The organism is Bacillus sp. FSL K6-3458 (assembly GCF_038005045.1).
In the GTDB taxonomy this organism is placed as follows: Bacteria; Bacillota; Bacilli; order Bacillales; family Bacillaceae; genus Bacillus; species Bacillus altitudinis.
Genome location: NZ_JBBOSI010000001.1, coordinates 196826 through 214237, shown reverse-complemented (window position 1 = coordinate 214237; position 17412 = coordinate 196826). Strand labels below are relative to the sequence as shown.

Genomic DNA, 17412 nt, shown 5'->3' with positions numbered 1-17412 from the left:
AAACCGCTGCATTCGAGAAATGCAGCGGTTTTTTTTATTTTGTGTTAGAGCGATTTTTTTGAATAACAGAAGCAATTTCATGAAGAATTGGATCAAGTGAGCTTTCATCATGAAGTAAGTCATAATCTTCAATATTAATTTTAATCACAGGGCACAGATCAAATTGTTCAATCCATTCTGTATATCGAGTGTACATTTCTTCCCAATATGCTCGATCGGTTTGAGTTTCCATCTCTCTCCCGCGCTCTTCAATACGATGTAATATATGATCTAAATCCCCATGTAAGTAAATGAGGACATCTGGGTGAGGGAAGTAAGGTGTCATCACCATCGCCTCAAATAGACTCGTATACGTTTCATAGTCTACCTCTGACATGGTACCTTTGTCTGCGTGCATTTTAGCGAAAATACCAGTGTCCTCATAAATGGACCGATCTTGTACATAACCTCCACCAGACTCGAAGATTCGTTTCTGCTCCTTAAAACGTTCAGCTAGGAAATAGACCTGTAAATGAAAGCTCCATCTTTGGAAATCTGAATAAAAAGGCTCTAAGTATGGATTATCATCTACTTTTTCGAGAGAAGTTTGAAATCCTAGCTTGTCCGCTATTGTTTTCGTCATGGTCGATTTTCCGACACCAACTGTCCCTGCAATTGTAATGACAGCATCCTTTGGTATTTCAATATTTTTCATAGTACTTGCTCCTTTATGTTCTGTACAATTTGCTGGTAATCTTGCTGTGAGGAAACGAAGTCTGTATGATCGCCTTCAATTGTAATGATAGGAAGACCTGGGTCAGTTTGTTTTAAATGCTCGATGGCTAACTCATAATCTTCAATCAGGGTTTTTAAATAAGCTGGATCAATGTCTTCTTCAAAAGATCGGCCTCTCATCTTTATTCTATCAAGTAAGGTGGGAAGGCTGGCTTTTATATAGATCATGGCATTTGGTTTAGGAAGATCATCTGTCAGCAAGTGATAGATCTTTCTGTATTTATCCATGTGCTTTTTAGATAAGGTTCTTTCTGCAAAGATCATATTTTTATAGACATGATAATCAGTGACAATCGGCTGCTGTTTTTTGACATAGTTCTCTTCAATAGATTCTAACTGTTTAAACCGATTGCATAGAAAGAACATCTCAAGCTGAAAGCTCCATTGTTCCATATCTTCATAAAATTTATCTAAGAATGGATTTTCTTCTACAATTTCTTTTACTAAAGGAAATTGAAATTCCTTTGAAAGCATTGTAGCCAAGGTTGTTTTTCCGGCTCCAATTGGGCCTTCCACTGCAATAAAAGGGGCAGGATACATAGGCGTTCTCCTCTATCTATAAAGTTGTCAAACCAATGTATATTGTACCATACCCCTTCTGAGAGATAGAGCGTATGAATTACGATGTCGTTCTTTTTTCAATATTAAATTGATCTGATAACAACAACCAGTTTTGTGGGAAGGATAGACCTAATTTCCAGTAAGCAATTCCATTTAGGTTTAACTCTTTAATGAGATTAAATTTGGCTTGAATGGATCTTGCATCTTCAAACCAAACCTCGTGTTCTTTGTTGTTAGCATCTGTATAACGGAAATAAGGTGCTTGTGCTGTTTCGTCATATAAAATGGATACATTATTCTCTCTAGCAATGGCGATCGCTTGTTGAGGGCTGACGGCTTTGGCGATAGGGCCTCCTTGAACATAAGGAAGCGTCCAATCATAACCATATAAATTCTGCCCCATCACAATTTTATTGGCAGGTATGACAGTCAGTGCATATTCAATGACTTGGCGGACAGGGCCGATCGGAGAGACGGCTTGTGCAGGCCCGCCGCTGTAGCCCCATTCATAAGTCATTAGCACAACATGATCAACAATCTTTCCAATTGCTTCATAGTCATGTGCCTCATACCATTTTCCTTTCTGTTCACTGCTTGTTTTAGGAGCGAGTGCCACAGAAATAGTCCAACCCTGTTGATGAAAACGAGTTGTTGCTTCTCTTAAAAATTGAAGGTAGGCTTCTTTATCAACTGGGCGTAAATATTCAAAGTCAAAATGGATTTCTTTTAATTGATACTTTTGAGCAACGCGGACGATTTCATTTAATAATGTCGTTTTGACAGATTGATTTGTTAAAAGGATTCGCCCGAGTTCATCACTAAATTTATCATTTTCTAGATTTGTGACTACCATGGATAAAACCGTTCTGCTTTGAGCGGCAATCTGAGGCAATTGATCTAATGGTGGCTCGCGAAGTGTTCCGTCTCTTTGCGCTTGAAAACTAAAAGCGCCGAGATGTGTTAAGTATGGAGATGCCTCTCTGGCCGCTTGCTTTAAATTTTCGCTGACTTGGTTTCCGCGTGGTTCTATATAAGCATTAGAATTAATATTTCTTTTCGGTCTTTGTGGAATATAAAGCAAGAAGCGAATAGGCAATATAGCTTCAGGTCGAATCCGATTCACACGTGCCAATTCTTCTACCGAAATTTGAAATCTTCTTCCAATTTGATAAAGTGTATCATTTTGTTTGACCTCATAAAATTGACCTCTAATAGGGATGACAATTGTTTGTCCAACGACTAGTTGATTTGGTGTTTCGATGTCGTTGGTCCGAATGATTTCATTTACCGTTGTTTTAAAACGCATGGCAATCTCATTTAACGTATCTCCTCTTTTGACAACATAAATTTGAATGGTCAACGCCCCCTTTGTTATTGCTAACAATTTATGAGGGTGATGGATAAATCATGTTTGATTTTCATCCGTGATCTCTTTAGTGGTTGTGATTTTGGCGAGAAGAACGTTCTCCATCATCGTTAAAGCGTACTCGTTGTCCCTATCATCATTTGAAGCAATACAATCTTTAGGTACAGTGAGGTTGTACTCTCGCATGTAAGCGTCATTTGCAGTGAACAGGACACAGATGTTTCCGGCAATTCCAGTTAAAATAAGTTCTTGCACACCTAATTCATTTAGGAGTGTCTCTAGTGCTGTTCCGTAAAAAGCAGAGTGCTTAGGTTTAATTAAGAAGTAATCATCTTTAGATGGTGCCATTTGCTCTAAAATAGGGGCACTTCTTTCGTTTTTACATGTTTCCATAACAGCTTTGATATCAGCCTTCCAGAGTCCATAGTGGTCGTTGATATAGATAATTGGCCAATTTTTCTTGAAAGCGTGTTGTTTAAGGGCTAAAATTTTATTGGTCATTTGCTCTGTTTTTTCAGCCAGCACATGTCCCATTTCGAAATCAAAATTATTGATCATGTCAATAATAAGCAGTGCCTTTGGTTGTTTTGGCAAATCAAGACCCCCTTTAAAAGATTGTGATAATATGTTAACCTCAATATCCTTTAAAAAAACATGAAAAGAGAGCCGTGCTATGACGAAAGATGAACAGTTTATGCAAGAAGCTATTTCTGAAGCTTTGAAAGCAAAACAAATAGGAGAAGTTCCAATCGGTGCCGTCATCGTTGTTGATGATCAAATTGTAAGCCGTGCTCACAATTTAAGGGAAAGTGAACAGCGATCAATTGCTCATGCGGAATTACTTGCTATTGATGAAGCGTGTAAAATGACTGGTAGCTGGCGTTTAGAAGATGCTGTACTTTATGTTACACTCGAACCGTGCCCAATGTGTGCAGGCGCTATTGTACTTTCAAGAGTGAAAAAGGTCGTTTTTGGTGCCTATGATCCTAAAGGTGGATGTGCTGGTACTTTAATGAATTTATTGGACGATGAGCGGTTCAATCATCAGTCTGAAGTCATTGGCGGTGTGCTTGAAAATGAGTGTGGTGAGCTGTTAAGTCAGTTCTTTCGAGACCTCCGTCAGCGGAAGAAGCAAGCGAAAAGTAAATGAATGGATGTCGTTTGCAATTTTATCACTTAGAAGGTATACTTATGTCTGCGTCACCAACAATTTAATATTCATTTTGCCGTGCTAAGCGGGGAGGTAGCGGTGCCCTGTACTCGCAATCCGCTCTAGCGAGGCCGAATCCCTTCTCAAGGTTCGTTTACTTCAAGGTCTGCCTTAAATAAGTGGTGTTGACGTCTGGGTCCTGCGCAATGGGAATTCATGAACCATGTCAGGTCCGGAAGGAAGCAGCATTAAGTGAAACCTCTCATGTGCCGCAGGGTTGCCTGGGCCGAGCTAACTGTTTAAGTAACGCTTGGGGTAGCGAATCGACAGAAGGTGCACGGTAAATCAATATTAAATGTAACTCATCTAGTTTATCTAGGTGAGTTTTTTGTTGCTATTGAAAGAATATATCAGTTGTTTTGTTTATACAAATAGCAAAAAAGCCATTTTTAGGGTGAGGTTTTTTTGAAGCAATTCATAGAGGAACGAATGTTCTTGTTGATTTGACAGACATTTTCAGAGAGTAGGAAAACACGTTTTTTAATCAAGAAAAGTAATAAGTCTTTAAAGGAAATGCTCTTTTTCGTTTATTAGAAAATAAAGGTGTACTTTTGAATTGATCGTTGCATCATGTATAATGAACATGATGATAAATGGAGGAGGGCGTATTTGTGAGTTATCAAGCTTTATACCGAGTGTTCAGACCTCAAGTTTTTGAGGATGTTGTTGGACAAGAACACATCACAAAAACGTTGCAAAATGCCCTTTTGCAGAAAAAGTTTTCTCATGCTTACTTATTTTCAGGTCCTAGAGGAACAGGTAAAACAAGTGCTGCCAAGATTTTTGCGAAAGCAGTGAACTGTGAAAAGTCACCTGTTAGTGAGCCGTGTAATGAGTGTGATGCCTGTAGAGGGATTACGACCGGTTCGATTTCAGACGTGATTGAAATAGATGCTGCCTCAAATAACGGGGTAGATGAAATTCGGGATATACGTGATAAAGTGAAATTTGCTCCTTCAGCGGTTACATATAAGGTTTATATTATAGATGAGGTACATATGCTCTCTATCGGGGCATTTAATGCACTTCTTAAAACGCTAGAGGAACCACCTGCTCATTGTATCTTTATTTTGGCTACCACAGAGCCTCATAAGATTCCTCTTACCATCATATCAAGATGTCAGAGATTTGATTTTAAACGGATCACGACAAAAGATATTGTTGGACGAATGAAGAAAATTGTAGATGCAGAAAGCCTAAATATACAAGAGGGTTCACTCGAGATTATTGCTAGTGCGGCAGATGGAGGCATGCGTGACGCACTCAGTCTCCTTGACCAAGCGATCTCATTTAGTGGTGAACAGCTCACAATTGATGATGCACTGCTCATTACAGGTGCTGTATCTCAGCATTTTATTAGTCAGCTTGCTGAAGCCATTTTTGAGCAAAATATTGCGATAGCGCTGGATACGTTAAATGAATTGCTTCAACAGGGGAAAGATGCCGCGAAATTAATAGAGGATATGATCTTCTACTTTAGAGATATGCTTCTTTACAAAACAGCACCGGATCTTGAAGGTGTCCTTGAAAAAGTCAAAGTCGACGATAAGTTTGTGGCTCTTTCTGAACGTGTGGCACCTCAGTTTCTTTATGAAACGATTGAAGTGCTGAATAAAAGCCATCAGGAAATGAAATGGACAAACCATCCTAGAATTTTCTTTGAAGTAGCTGTGGTTAAGCTCTGTCAGTCAACGGTTGGTGCTGTATCATCTCCGGCTGATTCCGACCTAACAGCGTTAACGAATAAAATAGACAGGCTGGAACAGGAGCTATCTAGGCTAAAAGCTGAGGGTGTTCCAATGACTCAGTCTCAGAGTCCTCAAGCAAAAACGGAAGCACCTCGACCTCAAACGAGTAATAAAAATGGTTATCGTGCACCTGTCGGTCGAATTCATGAGATTTTAAAAGAAGCGAAGCGGCCGGAGCTAGAAAAAATAAAAGGCAAATGGGGAGAGCTTCTTGCCCAATTAAAACAGCAAAATAAGGTATCTCACGCTGCGCTATTAACAGATAGTGAACCAGTTGCGGCGGCAACTCATGCCTTTGTTTTAAAATTCAAATTTGAAATACATTGTAAGATGGTGGCCGAAGATAAAAGTGGTGTTCGAACCAATCTTGAGCAACTGCTAGAATCTATGCTAGGAAAAAGAGTGGAATTAGTTGGCGTTCCTGACGCTCAATGGGGTAAAATAAGAGAAGAATTTTTAAGAGATCATCAGCCTGAAGAACAAGCAGATGGTCAGGCAGCTTCTGCTGAAGAAGATCCATTAATTGCAGAAGCAAAGAAGTTAGTAGGAACCGATTTAATTGAAATTAAAGATTAACAATTTGAAAGAGAGTGGTGTTCATATGCGCGGTGGAATGGGAAATATGCAAAAAATGATGAAACAAATGCAAAAAATGCAGAAGGATATGGCTAAGGCTCAAGAAGAGCTTGCAGAAAAAGTCCTTGAAGGTACGGCAGGTGGCGGCATGGTCACTGTAAAAGTAAATGGACAAAAAGAAGTCGTTGATGTGGCGATTAATGAAGAAGTTGTTGATCCTGAAGACATCGATATGCTTCAAGATCTTGTACTTGCAGCAACAAATGATGCATTGAAAAAAGTTGATGAACTAACAAATGAAACAATGGGTCAATTCACAAAAGGAATGAACATGCCAGGTTTATTCTAGGAGGAATAACTGAAGATGCAATATCCTGAACCAATATCAAAGCTGATTGATAGCTTTATGAAATTGCCAGGAATCGGACCTAAAACTGCGGTCCGTCTGGCTTTTTTTGTTCTTAGTATGCAAGAAGATGTCGTGCTGGATTTTGCGAAGGCACTTGTTAATGCAAAGCGTAATTTAACTTATTGTTCTGTTTGCGGACATATCACCGACCAGGATCCTTGCTATATTTGTGAAGATACAAGAAGAGATCAATCTGTGATCTGTGTCGTGCAGGATCCAAAAGATGTGATCGCAATGGAAAAAATGAAAGAATACAACGGCTTATATCATGTGCTTCATGGTGCTATTTCACCAATGGACGGAATTGGACCAGAGGATATTAAAATTCCTGACCTATTAAAAAGATTGCAAGACGATCAAGTCACAGAGGTCATTCTTGCAACCAATCCAAACATTGAGGGAGAAGCGACAGCCATGTATATCTCTAGATTGTTGAAACCATCAGGAATTAAACTCTCTCGCATTGCTCACGGACTCCCAGTAGGTGGAGATTTAGAGTATGCGGATGAAGTCACACTTTCTAAGGCTCTAGAAGGCAGACGTGAGATGTAGGAAGGAGAAGTACGGTACATGGGTTTTCTTCGCAGAAAATCAATTCGAAAAGAATTCGATGAGATATTAATTCAACAGCTTTTTAAGCAAAAGGAAGAATGGAACAGACAAAAAAAGCTTGTCGCAAATAGCGTTGAGCCTTCACCGGACATTCTATTCGAATTAAAGCTTGCTCAAGCGAAGTACTTTTTCTATCTGAGAGAAGCGAAAAAGAGAAATTTACGTTTAAACAACTGGAGATAGCAGGTCTATTTTCCATAATCCTCTCATATGCTTGTACTATTCATATGAAGAGGAGATGAGAGGATTATGGAACCTGTTATTGTGATTGGTTCAATTTTGTTAGCTGTTTTATTGTTGTTTATGTCGGGTGTTCAAGCGAATCCATTCAAATGGTTGGGGCTTATCGGAATAAAATTTGTCGCAGGCGCTCTTTTTTTATTTTGCCTCAATTTATTCGGCGAGAGTTTAGGGCTTCATGTTTCCATTAACCCTGTAACGAGCGGAATTAGTGGTTTGTTGGGCATTCCAGGTGTAGCAGCTTTAGTCGTAATTGAAAAGTTTATTATTTAATGCAAAATATTATTGACTTTGATTATATATGGTGGTAAATTAATATACGTCGCTGATGACGAAGAAACGAAAAAACATAATAACAAAAAAGTTGTTGACACTAACAACTTGGATGTGATAAGATGTTCTAGTCGCTTCTGAAGCGGTAAACAAGTTCTTTGAAAACTAAACAAGACAAAACGTACCTGTTAATTCGAGTTTTTATAAAAAAATCCTATGATACATCATAGGTAGTCAGTCAAACGCTGACGAAAAACAAAACTTCGGTTTTGTACTTTTTCGGAGAGTTTGATCCTGGCTCAGGACGAACGCTGGCGGCGTGCCTAATACATGCAAGTCGAGCGGACAGAAGGGAGCTTGCTCCCGGATGTTAGCGGCGGACGGGTGAGTAACACGTGGGTAACCTGCCTGTAAGACTGGGATAACTCCGGGAAACCGGAGCTAATACCGGATAGTTCCTTGAACCGCATGGTTCAAGGATGAAAGACGGTTTCGGCTGTCACTTACAGATGGACCCGCGGCGCATTAGCTAGTTGGTGAGGTAACGGCTCACCAAGGCGACGATGCGTAGCCGACCTGAGAGGGTGATCGGCCACACTGGGACTGAGACACGGCCCAGACTCCTACGGGAGGCAGCAGTAGGGAATCTTCCGCAATGGACGAAAGTCTGACGGAGCAACGCCGCGTGAGTGATGAAGGTTTTCGGATCGTAAAGCTCTGTTGTTAGGGAAGAACAAGTGCAAGAGTAACTGCTTGCACCTTGACGGTACCTAACCAGAAAGCCACGGCTAACTACGTGCCAGCAGCCGCGGTAATACGTAGGTGGCAAGCGTTGTCCGGAATTATTGGGCGTAAAGGGCTCGCAGGCGGTTTCTTAAGTCTGATGTGAAAGCCCCCGGCTCAACCGGGGAGGGTCATTGGAAACTGGGAAACTTGAGTGCAGAAGAGGAGAGTGGAATTCCACGTGTAGCGGTGAAATGCGTAGAGATGTGGAGGAACACCAGTGGCGAAGGCGACTCTCTGGTCTGTAACTGACGCTGAGGAGCGAAAGCGTGGGGAGCGAACAGGATTAGATACCCTGGTAGTCCACGCCGTAAACGATGAGTGCTAAGTGTTAGGGGGTTTCCGCCCCTTAGTGCTGCAGCTAACGCATTAAGCACTCCGCCTGGGGAGTACGGTCGCAAGACTGAAACTCAAAGGAATTGACGGGGGCCCGCACAAGCGGTGGAGCATGTGGTTTAATTCGAAGCAACGCGAAGAACCTTACCAGGTCTTGACATCCTCTGACAACCCTAGAGATAGGGCTTTCCCTTCGGGGACAGAGTGACAGGTGGTGCATGGTTGTCGTCAGCTCGTGTCGTGAGATGTTGGGTTAAGTCCCGCAACGAGCGCAACCCTTGATCTTAGTTGCCAGCATTTAGTTGGGCACTCTAAGGTGACTGCCGGTGACAAACCGGAGGAAGGTGGGGATGACGTCAAATCATCATGCCCCTTATGACCTGGGCTACACACGTGCTACAATGGACAGAACAAAGGGCTGCGAGACCGCAAGGTTTAGCCAATCCCACAAATCTGTTCTCAGTTCGGATCGCAGTCTGCAACTCGACTGCGTGAAGCTGGAATCGCTAGTAATCGCGGATCAGCATGCCGCGGTGAATACGTTCCCGGGCCTTGTACACACCGCCCGTCACACCACGAGAGTTTGCAACACCCGAAGTCGGTGAGGTAACCTTTATGGAGCCAGCCGCCGAAGGTGGGGCAGATGATTGGGGTGAAGTCGTAACAAGGTAGCCGTATCGGAAGGTGCGGCTGGATCACCTCCTTTCTAAGGATATATGGAGCAGCGTGCGTTTTTCGTCTTGTTTAGTTTTGAAGGAACTTGCAAAAGATCCTACAACATCATATCTTCGATATGAAAGATGGGCCTGTAGCTCAGCTGGTTAGAGCGCACGCCTGATAAGCGTGAGGTCGGTGGTTCGAGTCCACTCAGGCCCACCATCTTCTATTAAATCGGGGCCTTAGCTCAGCTGGGAGAGCGCCTGCCTTGCACGCAGGAGGTCAGCGGTTCGATCCCGCTAGGCTCCACCAACGTGTTCTTTGAAAACTAGATAACAATAAGTAATACATTCACATTGAATGCAATGCAAAGTTCATCACACATAGTGATTCTTTCTAAAGTAAGAAATGGTTAAGTTAGAAAGGGCGCACGGTGGATGCCTTGGCACTAGGAGCCGATGAAGGACGGGACGAACACCGATATGCTTCGGGGAGCTGTAAGCAAGCTTTGATCCGGAGATTTCCGAATGGGGAAACCCACTGCTCGTAATGGAGTAGTATCCATACTTGAATACATAGAGTATGAGAAGGCATACCCGGGGAACTGAAACATCTAAGTACCCGGAGGAAGAGAAAGCAAATGCGATTCCCTGAGTAGCGGCGAGCGAAACGGGAACAGCCCAAACCAAGAGGCTTGCCTCTTGGGGTTGTAGGACACTCTATACGGAGTTACAAAGGAACGATATAAGCGAAGAGGTCTGGAAAGGCCCGCCAAAGAAGGTAACAGCCCTGTAACTGAAATGTTGTTCTCTCCAGAGTGGATCCTGAGTACGGCGGAACACGTGAAATTCCGTCGGAATCCGGGAGGACCATCTCCCAAGGCTAAATACTCCCTAGTGACCGATAGTGAACCAGTACCGTGAGGGAAAGGTGAAAAGCACCCCGGAAGGGGAGTGAAATAGATCCTGAAACCGTGTGCCTACAAGTAGTCAGAGCCCGTTAACGGGTGATGGCGTGCCTTTTGTAGAATGAACCGGCGAGTTACGATCCCGTGCAAGGTTAAGCAGAAGATGCGGAGCCGCAGCGAAAGCGAGTCTGAATAGGGCGCATGAGTACGTGGTCGTAGACCCGAAACCAGGTGATCTACCCATGTCCAGGGTGAAGTTCAGGTAACACTGAATGGAGGCCCGAACCCACGCACGTTGAAAAGTGCGGGGATGAGGTGTGGGTAGGGGTGAAATGCCAATCGAACCTGGAGATAGCTGGTTCTCTCCGAAATAGCTTTAGGGCTAGCCTCAAGGTAAGAGTCTCGGAGGTAGAGCACTGATTGGACTAGGGGCCCCTACCGGGTTACCGAATTCAGTCAAACTCCGAATGCCGATGACTTATCCTTGGGAGTCAGACTGCGAGTGATAAGATCCGTAGTCGAAAGGGAAACAGCCCAGACCGCCAGCTAAGGTCCCAAAGTATACGTTAAGTGGAAAAGGATGTGGAGTTGCTTAGACAACCAGGATGTTGGCTTAGAAGCAGCCACCATTTAAAGAGTGCGTAATAGCTCACTGGTCGAGTGACTCTGCGCCGAAAATGTACCGGGGCTAAACGTATCACCGAAGCTGCGGACTGTTCTTACGAACAGTGGTAGGAGAGCGTTCTAAGTGCAGTGAAGTCAGACCGGAAGGACTGGTGGAGCGCTTAGAAGTGAGAATGCCGGTATGAGTAGCGAAAGACGGGTGAGAATCCCGTCCACCGAATGCCTAAGGTTTCCTGAGGAAGGCTCGTCCGCTCAGGGTTAGTCGGGACCTAAGCCGAGGCCGAAAGGCGTAGGCGATGGACAACAGGTTGATATTCCTGTACCACCTCCTCACCATTTGAGCAATGGGGGGACGCAGGAGGATAGGGTAAGCGCGGTATTGGATATCCGCGTCCAAGCAGTTAGGCTGGGAAATAGGCAAATCCGTTTCCCGTGAAGGCTGAGCTGTGATGGCGAGCGAAATTTAGTAGCGAAGTTCCTGATTCCACACTGCCAAGAAAAGCCTCTAGCGAGGTGAGAGGTGCCCGTACCGCAAACCGACACAGGTAGGCGAGGAGAGAATCCTAAGGTGATCGAGAGAACTCTCGTTAAGGAACTCGGCAAAATGACCCCGTAACTTCGGGAGAAGGGGTGCTTCTTAGGGTGTTAAAGCCCCGAGAAGCCGCAGTGAATAGGCCCAGGCGACTGTTTAGCAAAAACACAGGTCTCTGCGAAGCCGTAAGGCGAAGTATAGGGGCTGACGCCTGCCCGGTGCTGGAAGGTTAAGAGGAGCGCTTAGCGTAAGCGAAGGTGCGAATTGAAGCCCCAGTAAACGGCGGCCGTAACTATAACGGTCCTAAGGTAGCGAAATTCCTTGTCGGGTAAGTTCCGACCCGCACGAAAGGCGCAACGATCTGGGCACTGTCTCAACGAGAGACTCGGTGAAATTATAGTACCTGTGAAGATGCAGGTTACCCGCGACAGGACGGAAAGACCCCGTGGAGCTTTACTGCAGCCTGATATTGAATGTTGGTACAGCTTGTACAGGATAGGTAGGAGCCTTGGAAACCGGAGCGCTAGCTTCGGTGGAGGCATCGGTGGGATACTACCCTGGCTGTATTGACCTTCTAACCCGCTGCCCTTATCGGGCAGGGAGACAGTGTCAGGTGGGCAGTTTGACTGGGGCGGTCGCCTCCTAAAATGTAACGGAGGCGCCCAAAGGTTCCCTCAGAATGGTTGGAAATCATTCGCAGAGTGTAAAGGCACAAGGGAGCTTGACTGCGAGACCTACAAGTCGAGCAGGGACGAAAGTCGGGCTTAGTGATCCGGTGGTTCCGCATGGAAGGGCCATCGCTCAACGGATAAAAGCTACCCCGGGGATAACAGGCTTATCTCCCCCAAGAGTCCACATCGACGGGGAGGTTTGGCACCTCGATGTCGGCTCATCGCATCCTGGGGCTGTAGTCGGTCCCAAGGGTTGGGCTGTTCGCCCATTAAAGCGGTACGCGAGCTGGGTTCAGAACGTCGTGAGACAGTTCGGTCCCTATCCGTCGCGGGCGCAGGAAATTTGAGAGGAGCTGTCCTTAGTACGAGAGGACCGGGATGGACGCACCGCTGGTGTACCAGTTGTTCTGCCAAGGGCATCGCTGGGTAGCTATGTGCGGACGGGATAAGTGCTGAAAGCATCTAAGCATGAAGCCCCCCTCAAGATGAGATTTCCCATTCCGCAAGGAAGTAAGATCCCTGAAAGATGATCAGGTTGATAGGTCTGAGGTGGAAGCGTGGTGACACGTGGAGCTGACAGATACTAATAGATCGAGGACTTAACCTATATTCTAATGTGAAAAATGAACATTGTTATCTAGTTTTGAGAGAACATTCTCTCCATCAGGTTTGGTGGCGATAGCGAAGAGGTCACACCCGTTCCCATACCGAACACGGAAGTTAAGCTCTTCAGCGCCGATGGTAGTTGGGGGTTTCCCCCTGTGAGAGTAGGACGCCGCCAAGCTTGTCAAAGGATCAGTTCCAGTCGGAACTGGTCTTTTTTGTATTTTAAAAAAGGAACAAACACTCGATCTGGCATGGATACATATACTAAACTATCATCTAAAACATTCTTAATTTTGTATACAATTGAAAGCGCTAGGGCATACTGAAGCTATAAGTGGAGGTGTCACAATGAGCAAAAAAGAGCGAGAAGCAATTTGTTTGATTTGTGAAGAGAAAAAAACAAAGGGAATTTATTTATATCATCAGTTTTTATGCCGAGATTGTGAACGGAAGTTAATTTCTACATCAACCTCGGATCCTAGTTATGCTGATTATGTAAGAAAGCTTAAAAATCTTCATACGCCGCCTTTGTATTCATAGACCATTAGATGGTCTTTTTTTATGGGCAATCGGGGATTGGGCCTGTTTTTTGGAACTTAGTTTGGACATCAACCGTAATAAATAATAAGATAAACAGAGAGCCTGATTATTCATAGGAGTCGATGAACATGAAATCAATTTTTTACACATTTGTATGGGCCGTTCTCTCTACTCTTTTTTCGCTGGTGATTTTAACTGTCAGTATTGGTGTTTTCCATCATCATGTTGGATTGTCGATACTGTATGCGATGATTGGGTGGGGTGTGATGTTTGCAGGAAGCCGATGGGCTGCCTTCCAGTTGTTTTTGAAGAAACACGGACTGTCTCGCAGTGATTATGTATATATTAAACAGCACTTAAAAGAAGCTGGGCAAAAGCTGGTTCGTTTGAAGAAAGCTTTATTTGCTGTGAAGAACGTACAGACGATCAAGCATAATTATGAAATTCTTCGGCTTGCAAGACGCATCTATACGATAACAAAAAAGGAACCGAACCGGTTTTATGATGCACAGCGGTTTTATTTTGAGAGTTTGGATTCTGTTGTTGAATTAACTGAGAAATATGCACTGCTGTATAATCAGCCGAATCGTAGCCATGAGCTTGAAATGACATTAAGCCAAACTCGAGTCACGCTGACTGAACTGCAAAAGCAATTAACGAATGATTTACAGCAAGTTTTAGGAAGAGATATAGAAGCACTTCATATTGAACTTGAAGTGGCCGATAAAATGATTAAAAAATAGATATGAAAGGAGTCAAACTCGATGAAACCAGAAGATCCAGTCATACCACCAGCCCCATCTACTACAGATCTTCCGTTTCGGGTGTTTGATACCTTAACTGATGAGGAAAAGCAGGAGGTGCTACAGCGAGCTGAGAAGATCCCTGACCATCCACAAAAACTACTTTTCTATGGCACGCGTGTGCAGGAACGATTGTTAGAACAATCAAAACAAATGATGCAATATGTGGAGAAAAAAGATATTGACCAAATCGGAGACGTTCTAGAAGCTTTTTTACAGCAACTGCATTTAGTGGAGCCAGAGGATTTATTGCCAAAGAAGCGAGGCTTTTTTTTAAGGTTATTTCAGCGAGAAAAGCGTTCTACTCAGGAGATCATATCTCGTTTTAAACAAGCAGAAGCACAGATAGAGAGATTGTCAGCAAGGCTGCGTTACGCAAGAGGCGTGTTAATTTCGGACCATAAGTTATTGGAGCGTTTATTTGAAGAAAATCAATCATACTTTCAAGAGATGACGTTACAGGTTGCAGCAGTTGAAGTAAAATTGACGCTGTTAGAGCAACATGCCCTAACAGAATCACAGTCACATGATCGGACATTAGAGGAACAATTGATGAGTCGGGAAGTCGATGAAGAAGAATATATGGAGAGATTAAAAGAACGGAAGTATGATTTGCTGTTGAGCCGTCAAATCGCACTGCAATGTAATGCCCAAATTCGAATGATTCAGCATACAAACCATACATTAGCCAATCATATTCAATCAACTGTTTCCGCATCAATTCCTTTATGGATTAACCAAATGTCGATTGCGTTCAATCATATTCAGCAGCGAGCCAATTCAGCGCTTGAGCAGCGTATCCAGCAAACATATGAACAGGTATCGAAGCAGCAAGGACAGTTGCTTGAAGATGCATCCTTAACGCCTATAGATACGTTGAAAAAGGTTCAGAGCCAATTGGCCGAAACATTGCAGGAAACGTTGCAGGTAAAAGAACATGGGAGCCAAGAACGAGCTCAATTAAAAAGTAGCATGTATGAGGCAGAGCAGAAGCTGGTGAATCATAAACCAATAAAGGAATGAGAATCCATCTTTCAGTTCACTTGTTTGAACGTTATAATAGATATAAGATATCGTTTAAGTGAAAAGGGTCGATTTGTTTGAAAACACCTTTATATACAGCATTATCACAACATGCGGAAAAGAAGCCCTATTCTTTTCACGTTCCGGGACATCACAATGGAGATGTCTTTTTTGATGAGGCACGGTCCTATTATGCATCCATTCTTCAGCTGGATGTGACAGAACTTGAAGGTCTAGATGATCTTCACCATCCGACTGGGGTGATTCAAGAGGCAGAGGATTTATTGGCAAAGCTATATGGAGCTAAACAAAGTTTTTTCCTTGTGAATGGCACAACCGTTGGCAATTTGGCGATGGTGATGTCTGCGTGTCAGGCTGGGGAGGGCATTTTCGTTCAGCGAAATTGTCATAAGTCTGTGTTCCATGCGATTGAGCTTGCGGGAGCGACGCCTATTATGTTAGAAACTGAGAGTGATCCGCACTTGCACGTCCCAACTCATGTGACGGAGGAAACAGTCAAACAAGCTATGGCGACACATCCTAACTGCCGGGCAATCGTTTTGACATATCCGAACTACTACGGACATGCAGCTGATTTATCAAGGCTCATTCAAATGTGTCATGAAGCTGGCATCATTGTATTAGTTGATGAGGCACATGGTGCTCATTTTGTATTAGGCGGTGCCTTTCCTCCATCTGCCCTTTCCTATGGAGCAGACGTGGTGGTACAATCAGCACATAAAACCCTTCCGGCAATGACGATGGGGTCTTATCTCCATCTTCAAGGAGACCGAATTGATGTGAAGCGGATAAAGACGTTATTAACGATGCTTCAAAGCAGTTCACCTTCCTATCCAATTATGGCTTCGTTAGATGTGGCGAGAGCTTATGTGGAGGAGTTGAAGGTAAAAGGGTTAATGGACGAAATCATGAGAGACTTGGCAAAGCTGAAAGCACAGTTCAATATGATCTCCAATCTCGAAGTGGTTGAGTCTGACTCTTTACCTATGGATCCATTAAAATGTGTCATTCGTTCAACAAAAGGGTTGACAGGCTATGAACTCAAAAAGGTGCTTGAGTCGGTGGAGGTTCACCCAGAACTTGCGGATGAACATCAAGTCTTACTCGTTTTTGGTCTAAGGCAGACAAAGGACATTCCTTTTACAGCTATAGAGCAGGCTCTTCAGCAAAGTGATTCATTGCTTGTAAAAAAAGAGCCTCAAACGGGATCGCTCTTCTTAGAGGACGATCAGCAAAAGCGAGATGTAGAAGCTGTTCCATTCGAAAAAGCAGTTGGCCGGATTAGTGCAGAATCGGTCATTCCCTATCCGCCTGGCATTCCTTTGATGATTAAAGGAGAACCGATTGAATCAGATCAAATTGCGACGTTAAGCCGTTTGCTTGGGCATCAAGTTCATGTGCAAGCAAGTCAGGTGATTCACCAGAGAAAATTATATGTTTATATAGAAGAGGAGACACTATGAGCGGTATGTTTATTACGTTTGAAGGGCCTGAGGGTGCTGGAAAAACGACAGTGATTCGAAAAGTGTACGAAGAAATGGAACGTCAAGGCTATGCAGTGATGGCGACACGTGAGCCTGGAGGCATTGACATTGCAGAACAAATTCGTGAAGTCATTTTAAATGAAAAAAATACAAAAATGGACGCAAAAACAGAGGCATTGCTTTATGCAGCAGCTAGAAGGCAGCATTTGGCTGAAAAAGTAGAACCGGCATTGAAGCGGGGGGAAACTGTTTTATGTGATCGTTTTGTCGACAGCTCCCTTGCTTATCAGGGCTATGCGAGAGGGCTTGGGATTGAAGAAGTCAAATCCATTAATGATTTTGCCATTGATGGCACGATGCCGCAAATGACCATTTACTTTTCCATTACACCAGAGGAAGGTCTAAAGCGAATTGATGCCAATCAAGGAAGAGAAAAAAATCGATTAGACATGGAAACACTGAATTTTCATCAAATGGTCAGAGAAGGATATGAGCTGCTGATTGCGCAATCACCAGAACGATTCCGTGTAGTAGATGCGTCTCAGCCTGTTCAGGATGTCTTTAATGAAGTGTTTCAGCTGATTCAGGACACATTAAAGAAAAATCAAATATGACCTCATTCCCAATCGTTGTTATAATATAGAGGAAGACATCGG

The 17412-nt window shown here is 43.6% G+C and carries 15 protein-coding genes, 2 tRNA genes, 3 rRNA genes and 1 other RNA gene; 17 read left to right on the top strand and 4 right to left on the bottom strand.

From position 1 onward, the window contains the following. Window positions 1-34 precede the first annotated feature (34 nt). The 4 genes from MHH23_RS01260 to MHH23_RS01245 form a co-directional block, all read right to left on the bottom strand. A complete protein-coding gene (locus MHH23_RS01260; RefSeq protein ID WP_024719578.1) occupies window positions 35-694 on the bottom strand; it encodes a deoxynucleoside kinase in 660 nt (219 codons plus the stop codon). Further along, window positions 691-1314: a deoxynucleoside kinase gene (locus MHH23_RS01255; protein ID WP_017366700.1), complete on the bottom strand. Its 624-nt coding sequence runs from the start codon at window positions 1312-1314 to the stop codon at window positions 691-693. Before MHH23_RS01255 ends, MHH23_RS01260 begins: the two co-directional genes overlap by 4 nt. Before the next feature lie 79 nt (window positions 1315-1393). Beyond that, window positions 1394-2641 (bottom strand): glycoside hydrolase family 18 protein, encoded by a 1248-nt coding sequence (locus MHH23_RS01250; protein WP_151023375.1) that lies wholly within the window; start codon window positions 2639-2641, stop codon window positions 1394-1396. 99 nt (window positions 2642-2740) lie between these two features. Then, the gene (locus tag MHH23_RS01245; protein WP_243173227.1) at window positions 2741-3295 is read right to left on the bottom strand and encodes an isochorismatase family cysteine hydrolase; all 555 of its coding nucleotides are present in this window, start codon (window positions 3293-3295) and stop codon (window positions 2741-2743) included. A 79-nt stretch (window positions 3296-3374) separates the two neighbouring features. On the opposite strand from MHH23_RS01245, the gene tadA reads away from it, so the two are divergent. The 17 genes from tadA (at window position 3375) to tmk (ending at window position 17370) form a co-directional block, all read left to right on the top strand. Beyond that, entirely contained in the window at window positions 3375-3851 is a 477-nt protein-coding gene (gene tadA / locus MHH23_RS01240) for a tRNA adenosine(34) deaminase TadA (protein WP_008342015.1), read from the top strand. A 76-nt stretch (window positions 3852-3927) separates the two neighbouring features. Next, window positions 3928-4192: signal recognition particle sRNA large type (ffs, locus tag MHH23_RS01235), an RNA gene on the top strand. 330 nt (window positions 4193-4522) lie between these two features. Beyond that, a complete protein-coding gene (dnaX, locus tag MHH23_RS01230; protein WP_340958731.1) occupies window positions 4523-6235 on the top strand; it encodes a DNA polymerase III subunit gamma/tau in 1713 nt (570 codons plus the stop codon). A gap of 25 nt (window positions 6236-6260) precedes the next feature. Then, the gene (locus tag MHH23_RS01225; protein ID WP_008342011.1) at window positions 6261-6584 is read left to right on the top strand and encodes a YbaB/EbfC family nucleoid-associated protein; all 324 of its coding nucleotides are present in this window, start codon (window positions 6261-6263) and stop codon (window positions 6582-6584) included. Window positions 6585-6599: 15 nt separating this feature from the next. Continuing rightward, window positions 6600-7196, top strand: coding sequence for a recombination protein RecR (gene recR, locus MHH23_RS01220; RefSeq protein ID WP_003218094.1), 597 nt, complete (start codon window positions 6600-6602; stop codon window positions 7194-7196). Between the two features lie 18 nt (window positions 7197-7214). Beyond that, window positions 7215-7439: a YaaL family protein gene (locus MHH23_RS01215; RefSeq protein WP_008342008.1), complete on the top strand. Its 225-nt coding sequence runs from the start codon at window positions 7215-7217 to the stop codon at window positions 7437-7439. A gap of 66 nt (window positions 7440-7505) precedes the next feature. Further along, a complete protein-coding gene (locus tag MHH23_RS01210; RefSeq protein ID WP_012009068.1) occupies window positions 7506-7769 on the top strand; it encodes a pro-sigmaK processing inhibitor BofA family protein in 264 nt (87 codons plus the stop codon). A 276-nt stretch (window positions 7770-8045) separates the two neighbouring features. Then, window positions 8046-9594: ribosomal RNA gene (locus MHH23_RS01205) — 16S ribosomal RNA — on the top strand. A 96-nt stretch (window positions 9595-9690) separates the two neighbouring features. Beyond that, a tRNA-Ile gene (locus MHH23_RS01200) sits at window positions 9691-9767 on the top strand. 14 nt (window positions 9768-9781) lie between these two features. Further along, window positions 9782-9857 (top strand) — tRNA-Ala (locus MHH23_RS01195). A gap of 98 nt (window positions 9858-9955) precedes the next feature. Continuing rightward, window positions 9956-12886 (top strand): 23S ribosomal RNA (locus tag MHH23_RS01190). 61 nt (window positions 12887-12947) lie between these two features. Next, window positions 12948-13063: ribosomal RNA gene (rrf, locus tag MHH23_RS01185) — 5S ribosomal RNA — on the top strand. Together the 16S, 23S and 5S rRNA genes with 2 tRNA genes alongside form the textbook arrangement of a ribosomal RNA operon. Window positions 13064-13233: 170 nt before the next feature. After that, a complete protein-coding gene (locus MHH23_RS01180; protein ID WP_017359334.1) occupies window positions 13234-13425 on the top strand; it encodes a sigma factor G inhibitor Gin in 192 nt (63 codons plus the stop codon). A gap of 128 nt (window positions 13426-13553) precedes the next feature. Continuing rightward, entirely contained in the window at window positions 13554-14168 is a 615-nt protein-coding gene (locus tag MHH23_RS01175) for a 5-bromo-4-chloroindolyl phosphate hydrolysis family protein (protein WP_017359333.1), read from the top strand. Between the two features lie 21 nt (window positions 14169-14189). After that, a complete protein-coding gene (locus MHH23_RS01170; protein ID WP_340958730.1) occupies window positions 14190-15251 on the top strand; it encodes a toxic anion resistance protein in 1062 nt (353 codons plus the stop codon). 77 nt (window positions 15252-15328) lie between these two features. Continuing rightward, window positions 15329-16735, top strand: coding sequence for an aminotransferase class I/II-fold pyridoxal phosphate-dependent enzyme (locus tag MHH23_RS01165; RefSeq protein ID WP_340958729.1), 1407 nt, complete (start codon window positions 15329-15331; stop codon window positions 16733-16735). After that, window positions 16732-17370, top strand: a complete 639-nt coding sequence (gene tmk / locus MHH23_RS01160) for a dTMP kinase (RefSeq protein ID WP_007496237.1) — start codon at window positions 16732-16734, stop codon at window positions 17368-17370. The genes MHH23_RS01165 and tmk overlap by 4 nt, the downstream gene beginning before the upstream one ends. Window positions 17371-17412: the final 42 nt, after the last annotated feature.